Genomic DNA, 24,408 nt, shown 5'->3' with positions numbered 1-24,408 from the left:
TCGCGTACGTCGATCGCGATGCCGGTGCGGGGAGTGGGGGCCAGACTGTCGATGAGGAAATCTCCGGATGCGTGGCAACGATACGAAAGGAACGCCGGCCTGGGCGCGCAGCGCCTGGGTCCTGGCCTGCTTGGCATGGTGTCTGCTGTTGCCCGCCATCGCCTGTGCCAAAGGTGCGACGGGCCCGATCCTGGTGGTCGGCGACAGCCTCAGCGCTGCGCACAACATCCCGGTCCAGTCCGGCTGGGTGGCGCTGCTGGAGCGCCGCCTGCAACAACAGATGCAGGCGCCACCGGCCGTAGTCAATGCCAGCATCAGCGGCGAGACCTCTTCGGGCGCGCTGACCCGGCTGCCGGGGCTGCTGCAGAAGCACCGGCCGGCGGTGGTGGTGATCGAACTCGGCGGCAACGACGCGCTGCGCGGGCTGACCCCGGCCGAGCTGCGCGGCAACCTGGAAAAGATGATCGTGCTCAGCCGCGACGCCGGTGCCAAGGTGCTGCTGCTGGGCATCGACGTGCCGCCGAATTACGGGCCGGCCTACCGGCAGCGGCTGCGCGCGATCTACGCGGACCTGGCCAAGCAGTACCAGACCGGGCTGTTGCCGTTCCTGCTGGAAGGCGTGGCGCTGAACCCGGCGCTGATGCAGGACGACGGCCTGCATCCCACCGCCGCCGGCCAGCCGAAGGTGCTGGACAACGTGTGGCCCAAGCTCAAACCCTTGATCGGCGGGTGATTTTCGCGCCGGTCAGGCAGATGAAGCGCTCTTCACGCCATCACCACTTCGCTTCCGGCATGTTTCACAAAGCTGAAGACTGAGGAAGCTCTATGCGTCAGACCAAGGAAACCTCCGGACTCGTTCTGGTCGTCGAGGACAACCGCAATATCTCCGAGATGATCGGCGAGTACCTGGAAGGCCGCGGATTCGAAGTGGATTACGCCTGCGACGGCCTGGACGGGTATCGCCTGGCCGCGGAGAACAGCTACGACGTGGTGGTGCTGGACCTGATGCTGCCGCGTCTGGACGGCATCGAAGTGTGCCGCCGTCTGCGCAACGACGCGCGCAAGTCCACGCCGGTGCTGATGCTGACCGCGCGCGACACGCTCGACGACAAGCTCACCGGCCTGGGCTTCGGCGCCGACGACTACCTGACCAAGCCGTTCGCGATCCAGGAACTGGAAGCGCGCCTGCGTGCGCTGATCCGCCGCGAGCGCCGCCAGGTCGGTTCGGAAGTGCTGAAGGTGGCCGACCTGGTGCTGGATCCGGTGAGCATGCGTGCCACCCGCGCCGGCACCGAGCTGCAGCTGTCGCCGATCGGCCTGCGCCTGCTGACCATCCTGATGCGCGAATCGCCGCGCGTGGTCACCCGCCAGGAGATCGAGCGCGAGATCTGGGGCAACGGCCTGCCCGACTCGGACACGCTGCGCAGCCATCTGTACAACCTGCGCAAGATCATCGACAAGCCGTTCGACCGGCCGCTGCTGCACACCGTGCAGAGCGCCGGTTACCGCATCGCCGACATCGCCCAACCGATGAGTTGAGCGGTCCCTGGTTTGCCACGCGACAGGCCCCAGGAACGGGGCCTGCTTGCACGGCGGATTCACGATCCGCCCGCCTATAATCGCGGCGAAAGAACACGGAAGCTGTAATGCCGCACGGTTTGCCGCGCAAAATCCGCCTTGCCCTGATCGCCCGCATCCTGTTCGCCGGATGCATCGTCGCCTTGGGCAGCTATCTGGTGGTGGCGGTGGTGCAGCATTCGCTGGTGGGCTCGGTGATGCGCCAGGAAGCCGCGCACTACTGGCGCCTGCACGCGCAAACGCCGTCGCAGCCGCCGCCCAATAGCCATACCTTGCGCGGTTATCTGCTGTCGCCCGGGCAATCGGATGCCGCACTGCCGGCCAGCCTGCGCGGCCTCGCCCCGGGCATGCACGAGAACCGCCCCGGCGGCGAGATGGTGCTGGTCGAGGAGACCGAGCAGGGGCGTCTGTACCTGGTGTTCCTGCGGGCGCAGGCGCAGCGGCTGGCCTTCTGGTTCGGCATCGTGCCGGCGCTGCTGACCCTGATCGCGGTGGTGGTGGTCGGCTGGCTGACCCACCGCGCCTCGCGGCGCCTGCTGTCGCCGGTGAACTGGCTGGCGCGGCGCGTGTCGCAATGGGATCCGCGGCATCCGTCCACCGCCGACCTGGCGCCGGAAAACCTGCCGGCCGACGTGCAGGGCGAATCGCGGCAGTTGGCCGCCGCGCTGCATGCGCTGGCCCTGCGCGTCACCGACCACGTTTCGCGCGAGCGCAACTTCACCCGCGACGCCAGCCACGAACTGCGCACGCCGCTGACCGTGATCCGCGTCGCCAGCGACATCGCGATGACCGATCCGGACCTGCCGCCGCGGCTGGGCCGCAGCCTGCAGCGCATCCAGCGCGCCGGCCGCGACATGGAGGCGGTGATCGACGCGTTCCTGATCCTGGCGCGCGAAGCGGACGTGGTGCCGCAGAGCGAGACCTTCGAGGTCGCCGACGTGGTCGAGTACGAAGCCGAGAACGCACGCGAGCTGCTGACCGGCAAGCCGGTGACCTTGACCGTCAAGGTGCTCACCATTGCCCGCCTGCATGCGCCGCCGCGGGTGCTGCACGTGGTGGTCAGCAACCTGCTGCGCAACGCCTGCAGCTATACCGACGCCGGCAGCATCGAGGTCGAGATCGGCACCGACCGTATCAGCATCCGCGACACCGGCATCGGCATGTCCGCCGAAGCGCTGCAGCGCGCGTTCGAACCGTTCTTCCGCGCCGAACCGGACCGCCCGCAGGGCACCGGGCTGGGCCTGTCGATCGTGCGCCGGCTGTGCGAGCGCTTCGGCTGGCGGATCGGGCTGGAGAGCGCCGAGGGCGGCGGCACCACCGCCACGGTCAGGTTCGATCCGGTCAAGTGAGCGGCCGGATCGCCTGAATCGTCGGCGTCAGCGCGGCGCGCTCAGCGCTTGAGGTACGGCCGCACGATGTCGCGCCACAGCGCATAGCCGGCCGCGTTCATGTGCAACTGGTCCGGGCCGAACAGTTCGGCGCGCGGCTGCCCATCCTTGCCGAGCATCGGCGTGTACACGTCGATGAACTCCACCTGCTTCAGCCCTTTGGCCGCTTTGCGGATCAGCGCGTTGGCCTCGGTGACTTTCGGCAGCAGCGCGGCGCGCGCCGGGCTGGGCTTGATCGCGAGGTAGGCGATGCGCACGCCCGGCAGATCGCGGCGCACCCGCGTCACGAAGGCGAGGAAGTCCTCGTGCAGCTGCTGCGGGCTGCGTCCGCTGTTGAGGTCGTTGTCGCCGGCATAGAACACGATCAGACGCGGCTTGTACGGCACCACGACGCGGTCGGCATACCAGGTGCTGTCGCGGATCTCCGAGCCGCCGAAGCCGCGGTTGAGCGTGTCCACGCCGGGGAAATCGCTGGCCAGCGACTGCCAGAAGCGGATCGAGGAACTGCCGACGAACAGCACCCCGCCGGGCTTGGGCGGATGCGCGGCGTCGGCCTGGGCGAAGCGCTGCATGTCCTCTTCCCAGGCCGGGTTGGAGACCTGTTCGGGAATCTTCGGCGTGGCGGCCGGCGTGAGCGCCAGGGCCGAATGCAGGCCCAGCAGGAACAGGCAGGTGGCGAGCAGCGCAGCGCGCAGCGGCGAACGGGGCATGAGGGCGCCTCCAATTGCGACGGGAGCGGCGATGGTGCCGCAGGCGCCGCGCCGCAGGCAAATCCGGCGCCTGCCGCGGCCGCTCGCAGCGGCGGACGGGGGCTTGTGGCAAAATTGGCGCCTAGCCCGCTTCGCCATCGCCCATGACCGTTCCCTTCCGGCCGTCGCCGTCGCGTCTTCGTTCCCCAGGCCGGGCCTGACGCATGGCCGACCAATTCGGGCACCTGCCGCGCGGACCGCGCCGGATGCTGATGGCGCTGCGCTGGTCCTACCAGGGTCTGCGCGCGGCCTGGCTGCACGAGTCTTCGTTCCGGCTGGAGGTGTGCCTGTCCGTGTTGCTGGCGCCGCTGGCGCTGTGGCTGGGGCAGGGGCCGGTGCAGCAGGCGCTGATGATCGGTTCGCTGTTGCTGGTGCTGGCGGTGGAACTGCTCAATTCCGCGATCGAGGCGGTGATCGAGCGCTACGGGCCGGAGCACCACGAACTGGCCGGTCGCGCCAAGGACATGGGCTCGGCCGCGGTGCTGTTGATGCTGGCCAATGTCGTGCTGTGCTGGGGGTTGATCCTGCTGCCGCGCGTGCTGTGACCACCGCTTTCTTTTGACCGATTAAGGATTCGACTCCATGGCCCTTGAGTTTCTCGCCGATCCCAACACCTGGCTGACGCTGCTGACGCTGAGCGCGTTGGAAATCGTGCTGGGCATCGACAACCTGGTGTTCATCTCCATCGCGGTGGGCAAGCTGCCGGAAGCGCAACGCCCGGCGGCGCGCAAGTTCGGTATCGCGGTGGCGTGCCTGACCCGCATCGCGCTGCTGGTGTCGCTGGCGTTCCTGGCGCGGATGCAGGGCGAGCTGTTCAGCGTGGCCGGCATGGGCTTCTCGGTGCGCGACCTGGTGCTGATCGTCGGCGGCCTGTTCCTGCTGGTGAAGGGCGGGATGGAAATCCGCGAGATGATCACTGGCGGCGAAGACGCCGATCCCACCACCAGCAAGGCCTCGGGCGTGTTCTGGATGGTGATCGCGCAGATCGCGGTGATCGACATCGTGTTCTCGCTGGACTCGGTGATCACCGCTGTCGGTATGGCCCAGCACATCCCGGTGATGGTCGCGGCGGTGCTGCTGGCGGTGGCGGTGATGCTGCTGGCGGCGAACCCGCTGGGCCGCTTCATCGACGCCAACCCGACGGTGAAGATGCTGGCGCTGGCGTTCATCCTGATGATCGGCGTGGTGCTGATCCTGGACGGCTTCGAGGTGCACGTGCCCAAGCCCTACATCTATGCGGCGATGGGCTTCTCGGTGCTGGTGGAGTGGCTGAACCTGCTGATGCGCCGCCGCGCGGCGGCCCATCACGTGCCCGGCGCCGGCAAGTGGTGAGCGGCTGACGCGTCCGCAGACGCTGCGTTTTCACGGAGGGCGTGGCAAGCTGCGCCCTGTCTTTACGCCGGAGAGCGCCATGCGCCTGTTGTCCCGCTCGTTGTTCCTCGTCGCCGTGGCGGCACTGTTGTCCGGTTGCGGCTACAACGCGATCCAGCAGAAGGACGAGGCGGTCAAGGCCGGCTGGTCCGAGGTGCTGAACCAGTACAAGCGCCGCGCCGACCTGATCCCGAACCTGGTCAACACGGTCAAGGGCTACGCCGACCAGGAGCGCCAGGTGCTGACCGACGTGACCAATGCGCGTTCGCGGGTCGGCCAGGTCCAGGTCAATGCCGACGACGCGGCCTCGCTGCAGCAGTTCCAGCAGGCGCAGGGCGAGCTGTCCAGCGCGCTGTCGCGGCTGCTGGTGGTGACCGAGAACTATCCCAACCTCAAGTCCGACCAGTCGTTCCGCGATCTGCAGGCGCAGCTGGAAGGCACCGAGAACCGCATCACCGTGGCTCGCGGCCGCTACATCCAGGCGGTCCAGGACTACAACACCTTCATCCGCTCGTTCCCGCAGGTGATCACCTCGAAGATCTTCGGCTACAAGGAAAAGCCGAACTTCTCCGTGGCCAACGAGGCGCAGATCTCCGAGGCGCCGGCGGTGAATTTCGGTGGCCAGCCGGCGCCACCGCAGCAGCCGCAGCAGGCGCCGCAGCCGGCGCCGGCGCAGTAAGCGCAGCGCGCAGCGGCGCCGACCAGGCAGCGCTGCACGCCGGCCCGGGTCGCGGCCTGCGGCCAAGTGCTGCAGCGGGGCCGGCCGCACGCAGCGGCCGCCGGCTTTCCTGGTCGCGCCGCCGCTGCGGTTCCCTCCCTTCGATGCCGCCGCGCGATCGCGCCGGCAGGAGTCTGCAATGAGCGATGCGACGATCCGCCAGCGCCATGCGCGCCGCGGCCGGCCTGCCTGGATCGGGGTGCTGCTGTTGGCGCTGCTGCTGCCGCTGCTGGCCTGGGCGCAGGCGGCCGGCGAGGCGCCGATCCCGCCCCTGGACACGCCGGTGGTCGACACCACCGGTACCTTGCAGCCGACCCAGCGCCTGCAGCTGGAACAGCAGGCGGTGCAGCTGCAGCAGCGCAAGGGCAGCCAGCTGCAGGTGCTGGTGATCGCCAGCACCGCGCCGGAGACGATCGAGCAATACACCCAGCGCGTGTTTGACACGTGGAAGATCGGCCGCAAGGGCGTGGACGACGGCGTGCTGCTGGTGGTGGCCAAGGACGACCGGCGCGTGCGCATCCAGCCCGGCTATGGCCTGGAAGGCGCCATTCCCGATGCCACCGCCAACCGCATCATCCAGGAGTACCTGGCGCCGCGGTTCCGCGCCGGCGACTATGCCGGCGGCATCGCCGAAGCCACTGCGATGCTGGTCAAGCTGATCGATGGCGAACAGCTGCCGGCACCGGTGAGCACCCACGCGTCCGAATCGCGCTCCGGCGGCAGGCTGCCGCTGGGCTTCTTCGCCGGCCTGTTCGCCGCCATCGTCGCGCAGCTGCTGTTCGCGCGCGCGCCGCGGCCGCTGCGCGGCGTGCTGGCGGCGGTCGCCGGCGGTGGCGTGGGCCTGTTGCTGAGCCTGTCGCTGTTCGTCGGCGCGCTGACCGGCGCGATCGGGCTGGTGCTGGGGCTGTTGTCGGGCATCTCTCCCGGCCGCTCCGCCGGTGGCGGTGGCTGGGGTGGAGGCGGTTTCGGCGGCGGCTTCGGTGGTTTCGGTGGAGGCGGTTTCGGTGGTGGTGGTGGCTTCGGCGGTGGTGGCGGCGGCTGGGGCGGTGGCGGCGGCAGTTCGGGAGGCGGTGGCGCCTCGGGGAGTTGGTGATGCGATTGCTCCGTCATCTGTTCGCGCCGGCGGCGCGCAGCCTGTTCCCGGACGCCAGCCTGGAGCGCATCGGCGCGGCGATCGCCGATGGCGAGCGGCTGCACCGCGGGCAGGTGATGTTCGCGGTCGAATCGGCGCTGGCGCCGGCGGCGCTGCTGCGCGGCATGGCGCCGCGCACGCGCGCCGAGCAGGTCTTCGCGCAGTTGCGGACCTGGGACACCGAGGCCAACAACGGCGTGCTGATCTACCTGCTGCTGGCCGACCACCGCATCGAGATCGTGGCCGACCGCGGCCTGCACGCGCGCGTGGACGAGGCGCAATGGCGCGAGGTCTGCGCACTGATCGAACGCGACATGCGCGCCGGCCAGCCCGAGCAGGCGGTGATCGCCGGGGTGGCGGCGGTGTCGGCGCTGCTGGCCACGCATTTTCCGGCGCAGCCCGGCCAGGCCGGGCACGACGAACTGCCGAACCGGCCGCAGCGGCTGGATTGAGCGCCGGCGGGCACGATGTGCCGCGGTGCAGGGTGCGCCTGTCTGCAGATGAAGCGTGGCGCAGTCCAAGTCGACCCAGACCACGGTAGTGACCGGCGCCGATGGCAGACGCCTGCGCCCGCCGGCAGATGAAGCCTGGCGCAGTCCAAGTCGGCCCAGACCACGGTAGTGGCCGGCGCCGGTGGCAGACGCTTGCGCCTGCCGGCAGATGAAGCCTGGCGCAGTCCAAGTCGACCCAGACCACGGTAGTGACCGGCGCCGATGGCAGACGCGTGCGCCTGCCGGCAGATGAAGGGGAGCGCCGTCCAAGTCGACCTGGACCACAGTAGTAGCCGGCGCCGATGGCAGAATAGGCGACCTTCGCCCTCCGGCCGACGCCCCCCGCAATGACCTATCTCCACCAGATCGACCCCATCGCCTTCTCGCTCGGCCCGGTGAAGGTGCATTGGTATGGGCTGATGTACCTGGCCGCCTTTGCGTCGGCCTGGTGGCTGGGCCGCCGCCGCATCCGCGCCGGCCGCCTGCCCGGCGTGGACATGGACGGGTTCTCCGACCTGCTGTTCTACGCGATGCTCGGCGTGGTGCTCGGCGGCCGTATCGGCTACATGCTGTTCTACGCGCTGGGCGATTTCCTGGCCAACCCGCTGCTGATCTTCAAGGTCTGGGACGGCGGCATGAGCTTCCATGGCGGCCTGATCGGCGTGCTGGTGGCTGCGGCCTGGTGGTCGCGCAAGTCGCGCCTGCACTTCTTCGACACGATGGATTTCGTCGCGCCGCTGGTGCCGCTGGGCCTGGGCTTCGGCCGCGTCGGCAATTTCGTCGGCGGCGAGCTGTGGGGCAAGTTCACCGGCGCCGGCTGGGGCGTGATCTTTCCGCACACGCCGGAACTGCAGGACGTGCCGTTGGCGCAGATCCAGGCGCTGCACGCCAGCGGCGCGCTGGACAAGTTCGCGCGGCATCCGTCGCAGCTGTACGAGGCGGTGCTGGAAGGCCTGGTGCTGTTCGTGGTGCTGTGGGCGTTCTCGCTGAAGCCGCGCGCGCGCTATGCCGTGTCCGGCATGTTCGCGCTGCTGTACGGCGTGTTCCGCTTCGCGGTGGAGTTCGTGCGTGTGCCGGATGCGCCGATCGGCTACCTGGCGTTCCAGTGGCTGACCATGGGCCAGATCCTGAGCACGCCGCTGATCCTGCTCGGCCTGTTCCTGCTGTGGCGCTCGCGCCGTGCGCCGGTGCTGCAGCCGGTGCCGGTGGTGGCGGGCGCGACGCCATGAAGGCCTATCTGGACCTGTTGCGTCACGTCCTCGAGCACGGCGCGGAGAAATCCGACCGCACCGGCACCGGCACGCGCAGCGTGTTCGGCTGGCAGATGCGCTTCGACCTCAACGCCGGCTTCCCGCTGGTGACCACCAAGAAACTGCACCTGCGCTCGATCGTGCACGAGCTGCTGTGGTTCCTGAAGGGCGAGACCAACATCGCCTACCTCAAGGACAACAAGGTCAGCATCTGGGACGAGTGGGCCGACCCGCAGGGCGAGCTCGGCCCGGTGTACGGCAAGCAGTGGCGGCGCTGGACCGGCGCCGACGGCCGCGAGATCGACCAGATGCAATGGCTGGTGGACGAGATCAAGCGCAACCCCGATTCGCGGCGGCTGGTGATCAGCGCCTGGAACGTGGCGGAATTGCCGCAGATGGCGCTGATGCCGTGCCACAGCCTGTTCCAGTTCTACGTGGTCGACGGCAAGCTCAGCTGCCAGCTGTACCAGCGCAGCGGCGACATCTTCCTCGGCGTGCCGTTCAACATCGCCAGCTACGCGCTGCTGACCCACATGGTGGCGCAGGCCACCGGCCTGGGCGTGGGCGATTTCGTGCACACGCTGGGCGACGCGCACCTGTATTCGAACCACTACGACCAGGCGCGCGAACAGCTGTCGCGCACGCCACGGCCGTTGCCGACGCTGCGCCTGAATCCCGCGGTCACCGACCTGTTCGGCTTCACCTACGACGACATCGCGATCGAGGGCTACGATCCGCATCCGGCGATCAAGGCGCCGGTGGCGGTATGAATTGCCGGGATTCGGGACTCGGGACTGGGGACTCGGAAAAAGCCGTGGTATCGGCGGGGACGGATGTGGACGAGTCCCGGCTCAGAAGTCCCGAGCTCCGGCTCACTCTGGTCGCCGCGCTCGACCGCGCCAACGCCATCGGCCGCGATAACGACCTGCCGTGGCGCTTGCCGGACGATCTGAAGCGCTTCAAGGCGCTGACCCTGGGCAAGCCGGTGCTGATGGGGCGCAAGACCGCGCAGTCGCTGGGCCGCGCGCTGCCCGGGCGCTTGAACCTGGTGATGACGCGCTCGGGGCAGGTGCCGTTCGAGGGCATGCAGGCGGTCGATTCGCTGCAGGCGGCGATCGAGGTAGCCCGGGCGAGCGGGGCGGAAGAACTTTCGGTGATCGGCGGCGGCGACATCTTCGCGTTGGCCTTGCCGTACGCCGAGATGCTGTACCTGACCCATGTGGACACGCTGGTCGAGCGCGCCGATGCGCATTTCCCGGCGTTCGATCCTGCGCAGTGGGAGGTCGTGGCGCGGCAGGCGCACGCGACCGATGCCAAGCATGCGCTGGCGTTCGAGTTCGTGGATTATCGGCGCAGGCGTCGCGCGGCGTAGCGGATTGGGTTGGCGGCTGGACGATGCGTCGAGGCAGTGGATTGCCCGAGGCTTCAGGATCCTTCCCCACGGCAAGCGTTCAGCAGTGAAGTCTCGCTTAGAGCACTGGACTGGAAATTTGCAGACAGCGGAATGTTGTGGGAGCGACTTCAGTCGCGACGGGTTTTGCCGGTAATGCCCGTCGCGACTGAAGTCGCTCCCACAAAGAGCATCCGGCGCGACCGAATGCTCCAGGCAGTTCTCTGTCAGTCCTGAGCGGGCTGCGGCGGCGGTGTTGTAGTGGCGCCACCACCCGCACCGCGCCCACCACCGGACCTGCGCCGCGGCGGCCGTGCACGCGGCACCGGCGACGGTCCTTCGATCGGGCGGCCCGGTACCTGCACCACCTGCAGGTCCTCGCTGTCCAGGCGCAGCGCGGTCAGCTTGCCGCCCCACACCGCGCCGGTGTCGATCGCGTGCACGCCCTGGGTGATGGTCAGGCCCAGCGTCGACCAGTGGCCGCAGACGATTTTCAGGTCGCGCTCGGCGCGGCCCGGCACTTCGAACCATGGATACAGGCCTTGCGCCTGGGTGCCGGGCGTGCCTTTCTCCTCGATCGCGATGCGCCCGCGCGGGGTGCAATAGCGGGCGCGGGTGAACAGATTGATGATCGCGCGCGAGCGGTCGTAGCCGGTCAGTCCAGGCGACCACGCCGGGCGGTCGCCGTACATGTTGCGGAACAGCTTGCGGTAGCCGCTGCCGTGCAACTGCTGCTCGACCTCGCGCGCGTGCTTCTCGGCCAGGGTGGTGGTCCACTTCGGCGCCAGGCCGGCATGGATCATCATCCAGCCCAGTTCGCGGTCGGCGTGCAGCAGCTTCTGCATGCGCAGCCAGGTCAGCAACTCGTCGCGGTCCTCGGCCAGCACGATGCGCTGCAGGTCCGCGTTGACCTTGCGTTGTTCGTCCGGGCTGCGCTCGCCGATCGCCAGCAGCGACAGGTCGTGGTTGCCCAGCACCACCTCGCTGTGCGCGCGCAGCGAGTGCACCAGACGCAGGGTTTCCAGCGACTGCCCGCCACGGTTGACCAGGTCGCCGCAGAACCACAGCCGGTCCACCGCCGGATCGAAGCGGATCTTTTCCAGCAGCCGCTGGGTGATGTCGTAGCAACCCTGCAGGTCGCCGATGGCCCACACGCTCATGCCGACGCCATCAGTGCAGGGTCCGCGGCACGGTCAGCACGAACGGGGCGACCGGTGCGACGAAATGGGTGCCGTCGTCGGCTTCCATGTCGTAGTGGCCGCGCATCGTGCCGTGCTCGGTTTCCAGCATCAGCCCGGAGGTGTAGCGGAAGTCCTCGCCGGGGCGCAGCCGCGGCTGTTCGCCGACCACGCCGTCGCCGTCCACGCGTTCCACGCGGCCGTTGCCGTCGGTGATTTCCCAATGCCGGGCGATCAGCCGCGCGGCGACGCGGCCGCGGTTGTGGATGCGGATGGTGTAGGCGAACGCGTAGCGTCCGTCCTCCGGCGCCGATTGGTCGTCGAGGAATCGGGGCGACACTTCGACCTCGATCCGGTAGGGGGCGTCATCGTTCATGCCCACAGTGTAAGCAAAGCCGGTGCAGGAATGGTCCAGAAACCTTCGCGATCGCCGCATCGGGACGCGGCGCAGGTGCGGCGGCATGCATTGCATGCGATGGCAGGACGCTCGCGCCGCCATCGGTGCAATGCGCGCGCAGGACCCGGCCGCGACCACGACCCCTGTCCTGAGGCTGTGCGACAGGGAAATTGCCCGGACCTTGTCGCGAAAGCTGCGGCCGCAGACCATCCGGTGCATGGCTACGAGAGTGCGGTCTTGCCGGCGCCGTTTGCCGCTGGCGATCAGATCACCCCGAGCGCAGGCGACGTTGCGGGCGCGTCACGCCGTGACCCGGCCGAGGCCGGCACATCGGACGGCCCGCTGCCGTTGCCGCCGGCGTCCGCTCAGGCGCTTGCCGGCACGTTGGCCAGGCGCACGAAATCGGCAACCTCCAGCTGCTCGGCGCGCGCGTCCGGGCGCACCCCGGCGGCCTCGAACTGGGCGGCGTCGCAGACCCCGCCGAGCGCGTTGCGCAAGGTCTTGCGGCGCTGCCCGAAAGCCGCGCGGACCACGTCGGCGAAACGCCGCCGATCGGCGATGCCGATGTCCTGCGGCGCGTGCGGCACCAGCCGCACCACCGCCGAATCCACCTTCGGTGGCGGCCGGAACGCGCCCGGCGGCACCACGAACAGCGAGGTCACCTCGCAGTACGCCTGCAGCATCACGCTGAGCCGGCCGTAGACCTTGCTGCCCGGCGCGGCCGCCATGCGGTCGACCACTTCCTTCTGCAGCATGAAGTGCATGTCGGCGATCGCCGCGGCGTGGTCCAGCGCATGGAACAGGATCGGCGAGGAGATGTTGTAGGGCAGGTTGCCGACCAGGCGGATCTGCCCGGCGCTGCCAGCCAGTTCGGTGAAGTCCACCGACAGCACGTCGCGGTTGAGGATGGTCAGCTCGCCTACTCCTTCCGCCGCCGCGGTCAGCGGCGCGATCAGGTCGCGGTCGAACTCGATCACGGTCAGGCGGCCGTGGCGGCGCAGCAGCGGGAAGGTGATCGCGCCCTGGCCGGGGCCGATCTCGACCAGCAGATCGGCCGGTTTGGGATTCACCGCGCGGACGATGCTGTCGATGTAGTCGCGGTCGCTGAGGAAATGCTGGCCAAGCGATTTCTTGGCCGGGGCGCTGAAGCCGGAATAGGAAGTCATGCGGACATCTTATCGGGATGGGGCCGGGATGGCGCGCGCAGTCCCTGTAGGAGCGGCTCTGGGTGGCCTCGGGCCATCAGCCGCGACTGAGTGTTCGGTAAGTGCCTGTCGCGGCTGATGGCCCGAGGCCACCCAGAGCCGCTCCTACAGGAGCGGCTTGCGCGCGGCCAGTTGCGCGCACAGCGCGACCGCGGCGAACAGGCTGGACGGGTCGGCGACGCCGCGCCCGGCCAGTTCCAGCGCGGTGCCGTGGTCGACCGCCACGCGCGGGTAGGGCAGGCCCAGGGTCAGGTTCACCGCCTGCTCGAAGCCGCTGTACTTGAGCACCGGCAGGCCCTGGTCGTGGTACATCGCCAGCACCGTGTCAACGCCGGTCAGTTTCTGCGGCAGGAACGCGGTATCGGCCGGCAGCGGGCCGAGCAGGCGCATGCCTTCGCCGCGCAAGGCGGCGAGCACCGGCGCCATCACCTCGATCTCCTCGCGGCCCAGGTGGCCGTCTTCGCCGGCGTGCGGATTGAGCCCGAGCACTGCGATGACCGGCTCGGCGATGCCGAATTCGCTGCGCAGCGCGGCGTGGACGATGCGCAGGCAACGCTCCAGCAACGGGGGCGTCAGTGCATCGGCGACCGCGCGCAACGGCAGATGGGTGGTGGCCAGGGCCACGCGCACGATGTCGTTGGCGAGCATCATCACCACCTCGCGCCCGGCATGGCGGGCGAGCAGCTCGGTGGTGCCGGTGTAGGCGATGCCGCCGTCGTTGATCGCCGCCTTGTGCACCGGGCCGGTGACCAGGCCGGCCAGTTCGCCGCGCAGGCAGGCGTCGGCGGCCTGGGTCAGCGCGCCGATCACCGCGCCGGCATTGGCCGGCTCGGTTTGGCCGAACCGGCTGGGCACGGCGTTGACGACCGCGCGCAGGCGCAGGTCGCCGGGGGCGAGGGCAGGGACGGATTCGGGCAGCAGCTGCAGCGGCAGCGACAGCGCCGCAGCGGCGGCGCGCAAGGTGTCGGGATCGGCGAAGGCCAGCAGCTGGCAGTCGCGTCGCGGCTGTTGGGCCAGCCGCACGCACAGTTCCGGGCCGATCCCGGCCGGCTCGCCCGGCACCAGCGCGAGCGAGGGCAGCACGGCTTACGGCTTGGTGGCGGCCGGTGCCGGGGTCGCCGCCGGCGCGGTGGCGTCGGCAGCAGGCGCGGCGGAGGTTTCGGCGCCGCCGACGCGCAGGTTCACGTAGGCTTCGCCGCGCATTTCCTGCAGGAAGCGGTTGTACTCTTCTTCCAGCTTGCGGCGGCCGATGGTCTCGCGGACCTGGGCGCGCTGGGTGTCGCTGGTGACGTCGGTCTGGCGCGTGGCGACGCGCTGCACGATGTGCCAGCCGGCCTCGGTGCGGAACGGCGGCGAGATCTGGTCGTCGCTCAGGCCTTCGATCTGGCGACCGAAGTCCGGGCCGAACGCGTCGGCCGGGAACCAGCCCAGATCGCCGCCCTGGCCGCGGCTGTTGGCGTCGTCGGAGGACTCCTTGGCCACGGCCTGGAAGTCGGCGCCGCCGGCGATGCGCGCGCGCAGGGTGTCGATCTTGGCCTTGGCGGCCGCTTCCGGCTGCGCCTCGTTGATCCGGATCAGGATGTGCCGGGCGTGGTACTCGGTGACCGTCTTCTTTTCCGGGTTGGCCGAGGCATCGCGGATCTCGACCAGCTTCAGCAGCTGGAAGCCGCTGGGACCGCGCAACGGGCCGGCGACCTGGCCCGGCTTGAGGTCGCGGATCAGCTGCGCGAAGGCATTGGGGATCTCGTCCAGGCTGCGCCAGCCGAGGTCGCCGCCTTCCAGTGCGTTGGGGCTGTCGGAATAGCGCACCGCGGCCGCGCTGAAGTCGATCTCGCCCTTGTCGATCAGGCTCTTGACCCCGTCGATCTTGCTCTGGCCGGTCTTGATCTGCTCGGCGGTGGCGCCTTCCGGCAGGCCGACCAGGATGTGCGCCAGGTGGTACTGGGCGCCGGTGGTGGCCTGCTGCGCCAGCGCCGCGTCCACTTCGCTCTCGCTGACGTTGATGCGGCTCTGCGCGAAGCTCTGGCGCAGGCGCTGCACGGTGATCTCGTCGCGGACCGAGTTGCGGAAGTCGTCGAACGCCATGCCGTCGGCGGCGAGCTTCTTGCGCAGGCCGTCCACGTCGGTGCCGTTCTGCTGGGCGATGCTGCCGATGGCGCGGTTCAGTTCGTCGTCGCCGACGCGGATGCCGGTGCTGTTGGCACGGGCGACCTGCAACTTGACCAGCACCAGGCGCTCGAGCACCTGGCGTTGCAGCACGTTGTCCGGCGGCAGCTGCGCTTCGCGGCCGGAATACTGCGCCTTCACGTTGCGAACGGCACGATCCAGTTCACTCTGCAGTACGACATCCTCGTCGACGACCGCAGCGATGCGGTCCAGCGGTTGGGTTTGTTGCGCGGCAGCCGGAGCGGACACGCCGGCGATCGCCAGCAAGGTGGCGAGGAAAGCAGAGAGGGTATTGGTCATGGAATCAGGTTCGGATCGTAATCGTCCGGATCGGTCGTGGTGTTGCTGGGCGGGACCAAGTACAGGTCGTCGCGGTTATAGCCGAGAATAGCACGGCGCAGAACGCGGTCCGTGTCCTGGCCAAGCGAGGAGAGTCCCTTCAGTACGAACTCGACCTGCAGTGCGGTGTCCAGGTCGCCTTCGCGGTTGCGCACGTAGCGCCGCGCCAGCGCGCGCACGGCCAGGCAGCAACTGTCCCACTGCACGCCGGCGATGATTTCCAGCGGCTTCTTGTCTTCCAGCGAATAGTAATGGCGGCCGACCACGCTCCAGGTGGGGTTGATCGGGTACAGGAACGACACGTCGGTCTGTTCCAGCAGGTCGCGGCGGAAGCGGTAGCCCACGTTGATGATGCCGTCGCCCGGCAGCAGGTAGCGGGTGCGGAAGCTGGCCAGGTCCTTGCGCCGGTACTTGGGATCCCACTGGTAGGTGGCGCCCATCGTCCAGCGGTCGTTGATCATGTAGTTGGCGTCGGCGATCCACGCCGACTTGCCCTGCTCGATGGTGGTGTTGCTGCCCGGCAGGCTCACCCTGGAATCGTTGAAGTACAGGATCTGGCCGAAGCTGACCGACAGCTTCTCCTTGCCATCGCCCTGGCGCAGCAGGCGCGAGCTCAGCGCCATGGTCAGCTGGTTGGCGTCGTTCTGGCGGTCGGCGCCGGTGTAGCGCGAGTCGCGGAACAGCTGGCCCCAGCTGAAGGTGAATTCGCGCGTGTCGAAGATCGGCAGGTTGTCCTGGTTGCGGTACGGCGTGTACAGATAGAACAGCCGCGGCTCCAGGGTCTGCAAATAGCTGGTGCCGCCGAACTTGGCGTCGCGATCGAAGTACAGACCGGCGTCGACGGTGGTGATCGGCAGGCTGCGGGTGGGCGAAGTGTCGCCGCCCAGCGTCGCCGCCAGGTCCTTGTCCAACTGGTAGGCGGTGTAGCGCCAGGCCACGGTCGGTTTCAGGAACCACGCCGCGCCGGCCAGCGGCATCGAGATGTAAGGCTTGAGGTCCAGACGGGTGCCGCCGGGCATTTCGGTGGTCACGCCGGTCCGTTCGTACTCCGCGTCCTTGGTATGGATGTCGTCGTGCACGAAGCGCACCGCTTCGGAATAGACGCCGGCCTCGAACCAGTCGCCGAACGACTGGTCCCAGTTGAAGAAGGCGCGCGGCTGGCGGTTGTACGGCAGCGCGGCCTCGGTCAGGGTGTAGTCGGTCAGCTGCCAGCGATCGGCCATCAGCCCGGCGGTCCAGGTCTCGCCGGTGCCGTAGACGCCGACCGTGCTCTGCAGGTTGGAGATCGCGTTGCCGAGCAGGCGGTTGGAGAAGTCCTCGGTGTAGCGCTCGTCGCTGACCCAGGCGACGGACGCGCGCGCCTGCCAGTGCGAATCGATGTTGTGGTAGCCCTGGTATTCGAACTTGCCGCGGTCCTTGTCGCGCAGCTTGTCCGACGGCAGGTAGGCGGCCTCGAGCTCGCCCTTGCCGCCTTCGTACAGATAGCGGAACTCGCTGCCGAGCATGAAGCCGCGGTCGCTCATGTAGCGCGGATACAGGGTGGCGTCGTAGTTCGGCGCCAGGTTCAGGTAGTACGGCTGCATGTAGTCGAAGCCGTTGCGCCCGGAGAAGCCGACGGCCGGGAACAGGAAGCCGCTGCTGCGGCGATCGTCGATCGGAAACTTGAACCACGGCGCGTACAGCACCGGCACGTTGTAGATCTTCAGGATCGCGTTGCGCGCGGTGCCGAAGCCTTCGTCGTTGTCGACGTCGATCTCCGGCGCATGCAGTTCCCACACCTGCTGCGAGGGATCGCAGGTGGTGTAGGTGGAGCGGTGCATCTGCCCGAGCGCGCCCTGCAGGTCGACCGAGTCGGCCTTGCCGTTGCCGCGGCGTTCGATCAGCTGGTAGCGGATGTTGCTGATCTTGTGGGTGTCGGTGTCCTGGTTGCCTTCGGCGCGGTCGGCGACCATGCGGATCGACGAATCCTGATAGCGCACGTGGCCCTCGGCGATGTAGTTGCCGGTCTCGGTATCCACGCGCAGGCTGTCGGTGCCCATGAACTGGTCGCCGCGCTTGAGCGCCACGTTGCCGGTGTAGTTCGGCACGGTGGTGGTGCCCGAGAGCTGGTCGCCTTCGATATTGGTCGGCTGCTGGTTGCGGATCGCCGCCAGTTTCGGGTCGACCTTGGGCGCGTCATCGAACTTGGGCAGCACGTCCGGGGTCGGACACAGGCCCCAATTGGGTGGCTTCTCGGCCGCCATCGCCGGCAGGCAGAGGGCGATACTAAACGGAAGGGGTAGCAGGCGGAGGGCTCGGCGCACGCGCGTCAGGTATCGGGCTAAAACGACCGCTAGCTTGCCCCATCCCATGCATGGGGGCAATGAAGGCGTCCCCGGGGCGGGGGACGGGGTTCATCCGCCCGGAGGCGGTCAGCGCAGCGCGTCGACGTGGGCGACGCTGCATTCGCGCAGCGCCTGCAGGTCGTAGCCGCCTTCCAGCAGCGACACCACGCGGCCGCGCGCATGCCGTTCGGCCACCGCGCGCAGCTCGGCGGTGAGCCAGCCGAAGTCCTCGGTTTCCAGCATCAGGTCGGCCAGCGGGTCGCGCATGTGCGCGTCGAAGCCGGCCGAGATCAGCAGCAGCTGCGGCTTGAACGCGTCCAGCAGCGGCAGCATCTGGTCGGCCCAGGTGTTGCGGAAGCGGAAACCGCCGCTGCCCGGCGGCAGCAGCGCGTTGTGCAGGTTGCCGACGCCGCGGTCGTGGACCCCGCCGGAGTTGGGGAACAGCCCGGACTGGTGGGTGCTGAGGTACTGCACGTGCGGGTCGCGCTCGAAGATCGCCTGGGTGCCGTTGCCGTGATGCACATCGAAATCGACGATGGCGATGCGTTCCAGTCCGTGCGTGTCGCGGGCATGGGCGGCGGCCACGGCGACGTTGTTGAACAGGCAGAAGCCCATCGCGGTGGCGGCGGTGGCGTGGTGGCCGGGCGGACGCACGGCGCAGAACGCGGTGTCGGTCTCGCCGCGCATCACCGCGTCCACCGCGGCCAGCCCGGCGCCGGCGGCGCGCAGGGCCGCGGCGCGCGAGCCGGGCGAGATCACCGTGTCCACGTCGAGCATGCGCCTGCCGTCGATGTCGGCGAGCACCGTGTCGATCAGTTCGCGTTCGTGGACCCGCGCCAGGTCGCCGAGCTTGGCCAGCGGCGCCTCGCGCCATTCCAGGTCGGGAAAGGCCTCGCGCAGCGCCTCGGTGATGGACTGCAGGCGCTCCGGCCGTTCCGGATGCTCCGGGCCCGGCACATGGCCCAGGCAGGCGGGATGGGTGTAGATCAGCATGCTTGCCCCCCGCTGCGCGCGCCGGCGTTGCCGTTCAGGCCTGGCGGCGGTCGTGGCGCCACAGCACTTCGCCCTGGCCGTCGGCCCGGGCCAGCACCCGCGCCAGCACGAACAGCAGGTCGGACAGGCGGTTGAGGTAGCGCACCGCCTCCGGCCGCACCGCGTCCTGGCGCGACAGCGCCACCGTCTCGCGCTCGGCGCGGCGCACGATGGTGCGCGCCAGGTGGCAGCGCGCCGCGGCTTCGCCGCCGGCCGGCAGGATGAAGTCCTTCAGTGCCGGCAGGGTGTCGTTGTAGCGGTCCAGGTGCCGCTCGAGCGCGTCGATGTCGGCATCGTGGATCGCGGCGTGGCCGGGAATGCACAGCTCGCCGCCGAGGTCGAACAGCTGGTGCTGGATCGCGGTCAGCAGGGAGCGCACGTCCTCGGCCAGCGAACAGGCCAGGACCACGCCGATCGCCGAGTTGGCCTCGTCGACGGTGCCGTAGGCGGCCACCCGCGCCGAATCCTTGCCGACCCGGTTGCCGTCGCCCAGGCCGGTGCTGCCGTCGTCGCCGGTGCGGGTGTAGATCTTGGAAAGGCGGTTGCCCATCGCCGCGCGCTGCCTGCCCGGCTCAGGGATTGACGGACTGGCCGCGCCCGCCCAGCCGCGCCAACTGCTCGGCGCCGACCTGGATCGCCGCCGCCAGCCCGACGTACAGCGCCGCGCTGCCCATGTACGGCAGCAGCCAGTCGCCGTAGTTCTGCCACCAGCCGGCCACGGTCGGGTTCGCCACGCTGCGGCTGATCCAGTAGAAGCTGCCCTGCGCGATCAGGTGGCACAGCGCCACCGCGACGATGAAATTGGCCGCGGTGGTGCGCAGTGCGCGCCAGTCGGCGCCGCGGTAGCCCAGTGCCGCCAGGCTGCCGCCGGTCCACATCGCCAGGTAAGCCGGGATCAGGCACCAGTAGGCCGGCGACACGCAGTAGTGCTGCCAGAAGCTCAGGCCCTGGCTGCGGATCACCAGGTAGTCGATCAGCACCGCCAGCGCCATCAGCAGCGGGAACGCCCAGCGGGTCCAGCCGCGCAGGTAGAAGCCGCCGATGAAGAACACCGCCCAGGATGCGTCCGGAACCGCGCCGAAATGGTTGATGCGGGTCGCGGCCAGCAGCGACACCAGCAGGAGCAGGACGGGGAGGCGGTGGGTGGAAGGCGTCATGGCAGGCGGGCACCGGTACGAAGGACGTCGATTCTACTGGAAGCGGCGCGGCTGGGCGCGGTCCGGCCGCGTCGCCGGTCCCGGCGCTGCGGTCGGTGCGGAGCCGGGGCGTGCGCCCCGACCCTGGCGCGCTCCCGATCACCGCCGATTCTGGCGCCGGTCGTATCATGGCCGGATGAGCAAACGACATGACGTAGTGATCGTCGGCGGCGGCCTGGTCGGCGCCAGCCTGGCCATCGCGCTGGACCGGCTGGGCGTGGACGTGGGCCTGGTCGAGGCCGCGCCGCCGGGCGCGCTGCCGCCGGTGTTCGACCAGCGCAACCTGAGTTTCGCCGCGGCCACGGTCAACGCGCTGGGCGCGCTCGGGGTGATGCAGCGGCTGCGCACGCCGACCGGGCCGATCCGGCGCATCCACGTCAGCCGCGAAGGCGATTTCGGCCGGGTGCGGCTGGACGCGGCCGACTACGGGCGCGAGGCGTTCGGGCAGGTGGTGGTGGCGCGCGACTTCGGCGAAGCGCTGGAGGCGCGGCTGGCCGAGGCGTCCCACGTCAGCCGCTACCGGCCGGCGCGGTTCCTGGCGCTGGAGGCCGGCGAGGATGCGTCGCTGCGCGGCGTGCGCATTGTCCAGGACGGCGCCGAACAGGTGCTGCAGGCGCGCCTGCTGGTCGGCGCCGACGGCAGCGCCAGCGCGGTGCGCGGCGCGCTCGGCATCGACACCGCGCGCCACGACTTCCGCCAGACCCTGTTCGTGGCGCGGGTGCGCGGCAGCCTCCAGCCCGACGGCACCGCCTACGAGCGCTTCCGCGACGACGGCCCGACCGCGCTGCTGCCGCGCGGCGACCGCCACTACGGCGCGGTCCATGCGGTCGCCGCCGAGGACGCGGAAGCGGTGGCCGCGCTCGACGAGGCCGCCTGGCTGCAGCGCCTGCAGGATGCGCTGGGCTGGCGCGTCGGACGCCTGCTGGGCAGCGGCGAGCGCAGCGCCTATCCGATCGTGCAGGGGTTGGCCGAGCGGCTGACCGATGCGCGCGCGGTGCTGCTCGGCAACGCCGCGCAGACCCTGCACCCGCTCGGCGCGCAAGGCTTCAACCTGGGCCTGCGCGATGCGCTGACCCTGGCCGAACTGATCGAGCGCGACCGCGCCGACCCGGGCGCGCCGGCCTTGCTGCAGCAGTACGCGCAGCGCCGCGAGCAGGACCGGCAGCGCACCGTGACCTTCTCCGGCGGACTGGCGCGGTTGACCGCCAATCCCGCGCCGCTGCTGCGCCCGCTGCGCAGCCTGGGCCTGCTGGCGGCCGCGCAGGCCGCGCCGCTGCAGTCGTTCCTGGTCGGCGGCGCGATGGGCTTCCGCGGCGACGTGCCGCAGCTGTGCCGGGAGACGACGCCATGAGCCGGCGCGGGGTGCTGGACGTGGTGGTGGTCGGCGGCGGCGCGGTCGGCGCCGCCTGCGCGCTGGCGCTGGCCGCCGAGGGCCTGGCGGTGGCGCTGGTGGAAGGCCGCGAGCCGCCGCGCTGGTCGCCGGCCGAACCGGACCTGCGGGTCTACGCCTTCGCCCCGGACAACGCCGCGCTGCTGCAGGCGCTCGGGGTGTGGCCGCAGGTGCTGGCGCGCCGCGCCAGCGCGTACCGGCGCATGCGGGTGTGGGATGCCGGCGGCGGTGGCGAACTGGCGTTCGACGCCGATGCGCTGGGCCGCGACCAATTGGGCTGGATCGTCGAGCACGCCTTGCTGGTCGAGCAGCTGTGGGCGGCGCTGCCGGCGGCCGGGGTGCAACTGCACTGCCCGGCGCGGGTGGAGGCGGTGGAGACGTCGGACGAGCGCGTGCGCCTGCGCCTGGACGACGGCAGCCGGCTCGACGCGCGCCTGGCGATCGCCGCCGATGGCGCCGATTCCACGCTGCGCGGCCTGGCCGGGCTGGACGCGCCGGCGCACGACTACGGCCAGCGCGGCGTGGTCGCCTTCGTGCACACCGAGCTGCCGCACCAGGACACCGCCTGGCAGCGCTTCCTGCCCGGCGGGCCGCTGGCGTTCCTGCCGTTCGCCGACGGCCGCAGTTCCATCGTCTGGACGCTGCCGGAGGCCGAGGCGGTGCGGGTGCTGGCGCTGGACGATGCCGCGTTCGGCGCCGAGCTGACCCAGGCCTTCGGCGCGCGGCTGGGCGCGGTGCGCGCGCTGTCGCCGCGGGTCGGCTTCCCGTTGCGCCGGCAACTGGTGGAGGACTACCACCGCGGCCGCCTGCTGGTGCTGGGCGATGCCGCGCACGTGGTGCATCCGCTGGCCGGGCAGGGCGTCAACCTCGGCCTGCGCGACGTCGCCGCGCTGGCCGCGCAGGTGCGCCAGGCGCAGGCGCGGCGGGTCGACTGGTCGGCGCCGCACCGGTTGGCGCGCTGGGCGCGCGGCCGCCGCAGTGACAACACGGTGGCGGCCTACGGCTTCGACGCGATCAATCGGCTGTTCTCCAACGACGAGATGCACCTGACCTTGTTGCGCGGCCCGCTGCTGGGCCTGGCCGGCAAGCTGCCGGTGCTGATGCATGGGTTCTGGAAGCGTGCGTCGGGGACGTAACCTGGTCACGGTCGGACGGCACGAGGACGCAGGCATGCGCAACAACTGAGATGGACGTCTTCGATCTGCTCGCCTGCAAGCTCGAGAACGTCCTCGACATCCGGTCATGCCCGAGGGAGTCCGGCCCCCTGTTCTACAAGGAGGACGAGCCGTCGCTGTTTTGCGTGGCCGCGCGCAAGCGCGATGGGTCGGCCGTTCTGGCGAGCCGCTGGCACGACCTGTTCTCGATCGCGGCGTTCGAGAAGGCCATGGCGAAGACGGGGTTCACCGAGGCGGATTGCCATGCGCTGCTGCTGGTGCTGTCCCGCTTCGGCTACCTGCTCGAGATCGACAACCGCCGGCGCACCGACGACGGGCATGTCGTCTTCTTCTACCTGATCCAGTTGATCGGCTTGAAGAACGGCACGCTGGACACGCAGGCACGGCTGAGGAGCGCGTTGCTCAGGGCCCTGCTGTTCGAACTGAGCATCGACGACGAGACCTATCGCCGGTTCGGCATCGAGGGCGACCGGATGGTGATGGCCACCGATGCGCTGGGGGTAGTGCCGTTCCTGGAGGTGGTCGACCTGGCCTATGCGGCGATCCAGGCCGATGACCGGAAGGAGCAGGCCCTGTTCCGCACCCTGCAGGACTATCAGTCGGGCCTGATCAGGTTGCTGGCGGAGCCCGATGCCACAGTCCATCGCTTCGGGGTGGGCGAGGGTTCGGGCGAGCTCATGTATCCGGACGTGTTCCTGCGCGCGTACGCCCACCACGACCGGAGGCGGATCTTCGCCGCGCTGGTCGACGCGCTGCGTCCTTCGCAGTCGGCCGAGGCCCTGTTTGTTTCGGACATGCTCCTCATGAACTACTGCTTCCACGTGCTGCAGGACCGATCGGAGGAGATCGCGGAACTCCAGCGGCATGTCGATGACGCGGCCTTGTTCGTCAGGTTGCAGGATGCGCTGAGCGAACGCCGAATGGCGATCGGGAAGGCGCTGTTCGAAAGCGTTCCTGCAGGCCACGGCGTTCCGGCGAGCGAAGAAGGCCGGAGCCGGTTGGACACCCTCCTGTACGGACGCTAGCCGCATGCAAGATCGGCAGCTGGCCGCCGAAGCGAGGTGGCCGGGCTGATGGTGCGGCTGCGCGCGCTGTCGACCACGAAGGCGCCCGCCGGACACTGCGAAGGCCAGAACGGAAATGAGGTCGCCGATGAAGCGTCGCGTGCAAACGGTGGATCTGTTGCTCTCCCACAGCCAGATCCAGTTCCGCGCACGCGCGTTCGACGCCGCCGCGTGCCGCTGGTGCTTGCTCAATCGCAGGGCGCGATCTTCCACCACGATTGCGTCGTGTTCGACCGATGGCCGAAGACGCGTTCGGCGCGTAGGTGTATCTGAAGCTGGAAGACGGCTTCAGCCGCGATCCGCGCTCGCAGCGTCCTCAGAAAGGAGATATGGATCCACATGACGCAGGGCTCCTACGAAAGACCTCGTAACCGATGCCGAAGGCCATGCGCGTGCATCGCAGGTGCCATGGAGTACGGCCGTTAGGAATCCCCGACCCGCGATCCCAACCCTTCCCGCTACCGCTCCAGCCAACCGGCCAGCTGCTCGCGGCTCAGGCGCCCGCGGCGTTGCGGGTCCAGCGCGTCGAATTCGTCGGCCAGCGCCGGATTGGCCTGTGCCTCGGCGCGGCTGAGGTAGCCGTCGTGGTCGCTGTCCAGCGCGTCGAAGTCGATGCGGTAGTTGCCGACGACGCGGTCGGGCTGGATCGTGCGCACGGTGACCGGCGCTTCGCCCTGGGCGACGTCCAACCGCACCTGGTGGGTCACCTCGCCGCTGCTCAGCGGCTGCGACAGCACGCTCGCCGGGACCTCGCGCAGCGGCTCGGTGACCACGCTGGAGGTGGCTTTCAGGTTCTGCGCGGCGGCCGGGCCGATGGCGGCGGCGAGCAGGCCGGCGGCGAGGAGGGACAAACGGCAATGCATGGACACAACGGA

Annotated in this window: 25 protein-coding genes; 14 read left to right on the top strand and 11 right to left on the bottom strand. The window is 69.6% G+C overall.

The features are described from left to right. Window positions 1-67 precede the first annotated feature (67 nt). The 3 genes from VDQ83_RS08915 to VDQ83_RS08905 all read left to right on the top strand — a co-directional run bounded on the left by VDQ83_RS08915 (window position 68) and on the right by VDQ83_RS08905 (window position 2,927). Window positions 68-733 (top strand): arylesterase, encoded by a 666-nt coding sequence (locus tag VDQ83_RS08915; protein WP_309917021.1) that lies wholly within the window; start codon window positions 68-70, stop codon window positions 731-733. Between the two features lie 92 nt (window positions 734-825). Further along, window positions 826-1,539 carry a response regulator transcription factor gene (locus VDQ83_RS08910; protein ID WP_003481607.1) on the top strand — a complete coding sequence of 238 codons (714 nt, stop codon included), beginning with the start codon at window positions 826-828 and terminating at the stop codon, window positions 1,537-1,539. A gap of 107 nt (window positions 1,540-1,646) precedes the next feature. After that, window positions 1,647-2,927 (top strand): sensor histidine kinase, encoded by a 1,281-nt coding sequence (locus VDQ83_RS08905; RefSeq protein ID WP_455434634.1) that lies wholly within the window; start codon window positions 1,647-1,649, stop codon window positions 2,925-2,927. 41 nt (window positions 2,928-2,968) lie between these two features. On the opposite strand, the gene VDQ83_RS08900 is transcribed toward VDQ83_RS08905, so the two are convergent. Further along, window positions 2,969-3,676: an SGNH/GDSL hydrolase family protein gene (locus VDQ83_RS08900; RefSeq protein ID WP_455434633.1), complete on the bottom strand. Its 708-nt coding sequence runs from the start codon at window positions 3,674-3,676 to the stop codon at window positions 2,969-2,971. Between the two features lie 203 nt (window positions 3,677-3,879). On the opposite strand from VDQ83_RS08900, the gene VDQ83_RS08895 reads away from it, so the two are divergent. From VDQ83_RS08895 to VDQ83_RS08860, 8 genes are all read left to right on the top strand, one after another. After that, the gene (locus VDQ83_RS08895; protein WP_455434632.1) at window positions 3,880-4,260 is read left to right on the top strand and encodes a diacylglycerol kinase; all 381 of its coding nucleotides are present in this window, start codon (window positions 3,880-3,882) and stop codon (window positions 4,258-4,260) included. Window positions 4,261-4,297: 37 nt separating this feature from the next. Then, complete coding sequence (locus VDQ83_RS08890; protein WP_263397332.1) at window positions 4,298-5,047, top strand: TerC family protein; 750 nt, start codon at window positions 4,298-4,300, stop codon at window positions 5,045-5,047. 79 nt (window positions 5,048-5,126) lie between these two features. Beyond that, the gene (locus VDQ83_RS08885; RefSeq protein ID WP_455434631.1) at window positions 5,127-5,765 is read left to right on the top strand and encodes a LemA family protein; all 639 of its coding nucleotides are present in this window, start codon (window positions 5,127-5,129) and stop codon (window positions 5,763-5,765) included. 178 nt (window positions 5,766-5,943) lie between these two features. Beyond that, window positions 5,944-6,897 carry a TPM domain-containing protein gene (locus VDQ83_RS08880; protein WP_455434630.1) on the top strand — a complete coding sequence of 318 codons (954 nt, stop codon included), beginning with the start codon at window positions 5,944-5,946 and terminating at the stop codon, window positions 6,895-6,897. Beyond that, the gene (locus tag VDQ83_RS08875) at window positions 6,897-7,388 is read left to right on the top strand and encodes a TPM domain-containing protein (RefSeq protein ID WP_455434629.1); all 492 of its coding nucleotides are present in this window, start codon (window positions 6,897-6,899) and stop codon (window positions 7,386-7,388) included. The genes VDQ83_RS08880 and VDQ83_RS08875 overlap by 1 nt, the downstream gene beginning before the upstream one ends. A gap of 386 nt (window positions 7,389-7,774) precedes the next feature. Beyond that, entirely contained in the window at window positions 7,775-8,656 is an 882-nt protein-coding gene (lgt, locus tag VDQ83_RS08870) for a prolipoprotein diacylglyceryl transferase (RefSeq protein WP_455434628.1), read from the top strand. Next, window positions 8,653-9,447, top strand: a complete 795-nt coding sequence (locus tag VDQ83_RS08865) for a thymidylate synthase (RefSeq protein ID WP_455434627.1) — start codon at window positions 8,653-8,655, stop codon at window positions 9,445-9,447. The genes lgt and VDQ83_RS08865 overlap by 4 nt, the downstream gene beginning before the upstream one ends. Then, window positions 9,444-10,049: a dihydrofolate reductase gene (locus VDQ83_RS08860; RefSeq protein WP_455434626.1), complete on the top strand. Its 606-nt coding sequence runs from the start codon at window positions 9,444-9,446 to the stop codon at window positions 10,047-10,049. Before VDQ83_RS08865 ends, VDQ83_RS08860 begins: the two co-directional genes overlap by 4 nt. A gap of 245 nt (window positions 10,050-10,294) precedes the next feature. Here the strand turns inward: VDQ83_RS08860 and VDQ83_RS08855 are convergent, their stop codons facing one another. From VDQ83_RS08855 to VDQ83_RS08815, 9 genes are all read right to left on the bottom strand, one after another. Next, a complete protein-coding gene (locus VDQ83_RS08855; RefSeq protein WP_455434625.1) occupies window positions 10,295-11,227 on the bottom strand; it encodes a symmetrical bis(5'-nucleosyl)-tetraphosphatase in 933 nt (310 codons plus the stop codon). Window positions 11,228-11,237: 10 nt separating this feature from the next. Continuing rightward, window positions 11,238-11,621, bottom strand: a complete 384-nt coding sequence (apaG, locus tag VDQ83_RS08850; protein WP_145705570.1) for a Co2+/Mg2+ efflux protein ApaG — start codon at window positions 11,619-11,621, stop codon at window positions 11,238-11,240. Between the two features lie 386 nt (window positions 11,622-12,007). Next, window positions 12,008-12,808, bottom strand: coding sequence for a 16S rRNA (adenine(1518)-N(6)/adenine(1519)-N(6))-dimethyltransferase RsmA (gene rsmA, locus VDQ83_RS08845; protein WP_455434624.1), 801 nt, complete (start codon window positions 12,806-12,808; stop codon window positions 12,008-12,010). Between the two features lie 144 nt (window positions 12,809-12,952). Then, window positions 12,953-13,930 carry a 4-hydroxythreonine-4-phosphate dehydrogenase PdxA gene (gene pdxA / locus VDQ83_RS08840; RefSeq protein WP_455434623.1) on the bottom strand — a complete coding sequence of 326 codons (978 nt, stop codon included), beginning with the start codon at window positions 13,928-13,930 and terminating at the stop codon, window positions 12,953-12,955. A gap of 3 nt (window positions 13,931-13,933) precedes the next feature. Further along, window positions 13,934-15,313 carry a peptidylprolyl isomerase gene (locus tag VDQ83_RS08835; protein WP_263397342.1) on the bottom strand — a complete coding sequence of 460 codons (1,380 nt, stop codon included), beginning with the start codon at window positions 15,311-15,313 and terminating at the stop codon, window positions 13,934-13,936. After that, a complete protein-coding gene (gene lptD, locus VDQ83_RS08830) occupies window positions 15,310-17,655 on the bottom strand; it encodes an LPS-assembly protein LptD (protein ID WP_369011119.1) in 2,346 nt (781 codons plus the stop codon). The genes VDQ83_RS08835 and lptD overlap by 4 nt, the downstream gene beginning before the upstream one ends. A 108-nt stretch (window positions 17,656-17,763) precedes the next feature. Beyond that, window positions 17,764-18,669: a histone deacetylase family protein gene (locus tag VDQ83_RS08825; protein WP_263397344.1), complete on the bottom strand. Its 906-nt coding sequence runs from the start codon at window positions 18,667-18,669 to the stop codon at window positions 17,764-17,766. Between the two features lie 34 nt (window positions 18,670-18,703). Then, window positions 18,704-19,258 carry a cob(I)yrinic acid a,c-diamide adenosyltransferase gene (locus VDQ83_RS08820; protein WP_455434622.1) on the bottom strand — a complete coding sequence of 185 codons (555 nt, stop codon included), beginning with the start codon at window positions 19,256-19,258 and terminating at the stop codon, window positions 18,704-18,706. Window positions 19,259-19,280: 22 nt separating this feature from the next. Next, the gene (locus VDQ83_RS08815; protein ID WP_263397346.1) at window positions 19,281-19,865 is read right to left on the bottom strand and encodes a hypothetical protein; all 585 of its coding nucleotides are present in this window, start codon (window positions 19,863-19,865) and stop codon (window positions 19,281-19,283) included. A 175-nt stretch (window positions 19,866-20,040) separates the two neighbouring features. Between VDQ83_RS08815 and ubiH the strand changes: the two genes are divergently transcribed. Genes ubiH through VDQ83_RS08800 form a run of 3 tightly spaced genes read left to right on the top strand, consistent with a single transcriptional unit; the run spans window position 20,041 to window position 23,494 of the window. Then, window positions 20,041-21,255 carry a 2-octaprenyl-6-methoxyphenyl hydroxylase gene (gene ubiH, locus VDQ83_RS08810; protein WP_455434621.1) on the top strand — a complete coding sequence of 405 codons (1,215 nt, stop codon included), beginning with the start codon at window positions 20,041-20,043 and terminating at the stop codon, window positions 21,253-21,255. Then, window positions 21,252-22,430 (top strand): UbiH/UbiF family hydroxylase, encoded by a 1,179-nt coding sequence (locus VDQ83_RS08805; RefSeq protein WP_455434620.1) that lies wholly within the window; start codon window positions 21,252-21,254, stop codon window positions 22,428-22,430. Before ubiH ends, VDQ83_RS08805 begins: the two co-directional genes overlap by 4 nt. Window positions 22,431-22,480: 50 nt before the next feature. Further along, window positions 22,481-23,494: a hypothetical protein gene (locus VDQ83_RS08800; RefSeq protein ID WP_455434619.1), complete on the top strand. Its 1,014-nt coding sequence runs from the start codon at window positions 22,481-22,483 to the stop codon at window positions 23,492-23,494. 497 nt (window positions 23,495-23,991) lie between these two features. Here VDQ83_RS08800 and VDQ83_RS08795 read toward each other — a convergent pair whose 3' ends face one another. Then, complete coding sequence (locus VDQ83_RS08795; protein WP_455434618.1) at window positions 23,992-24,396, bottom strand: EF-hand domain-containing protein; 405 nt, start codon at window positions 24,394-24,396, stop codon at window positions 23,992-23,994. Window positions 24,397-24,408 lie beyond the last annotated feature (12 nt).

It is taken from the genome of Xanthomonas sp. WHRI 7945 (assembly GCF_035026585.1).
The sequence above is the reverse complement of the archived record's forward strand: the minus strand, read 5'-3'. Positions and strand labels throughout refer to the sequence as shown.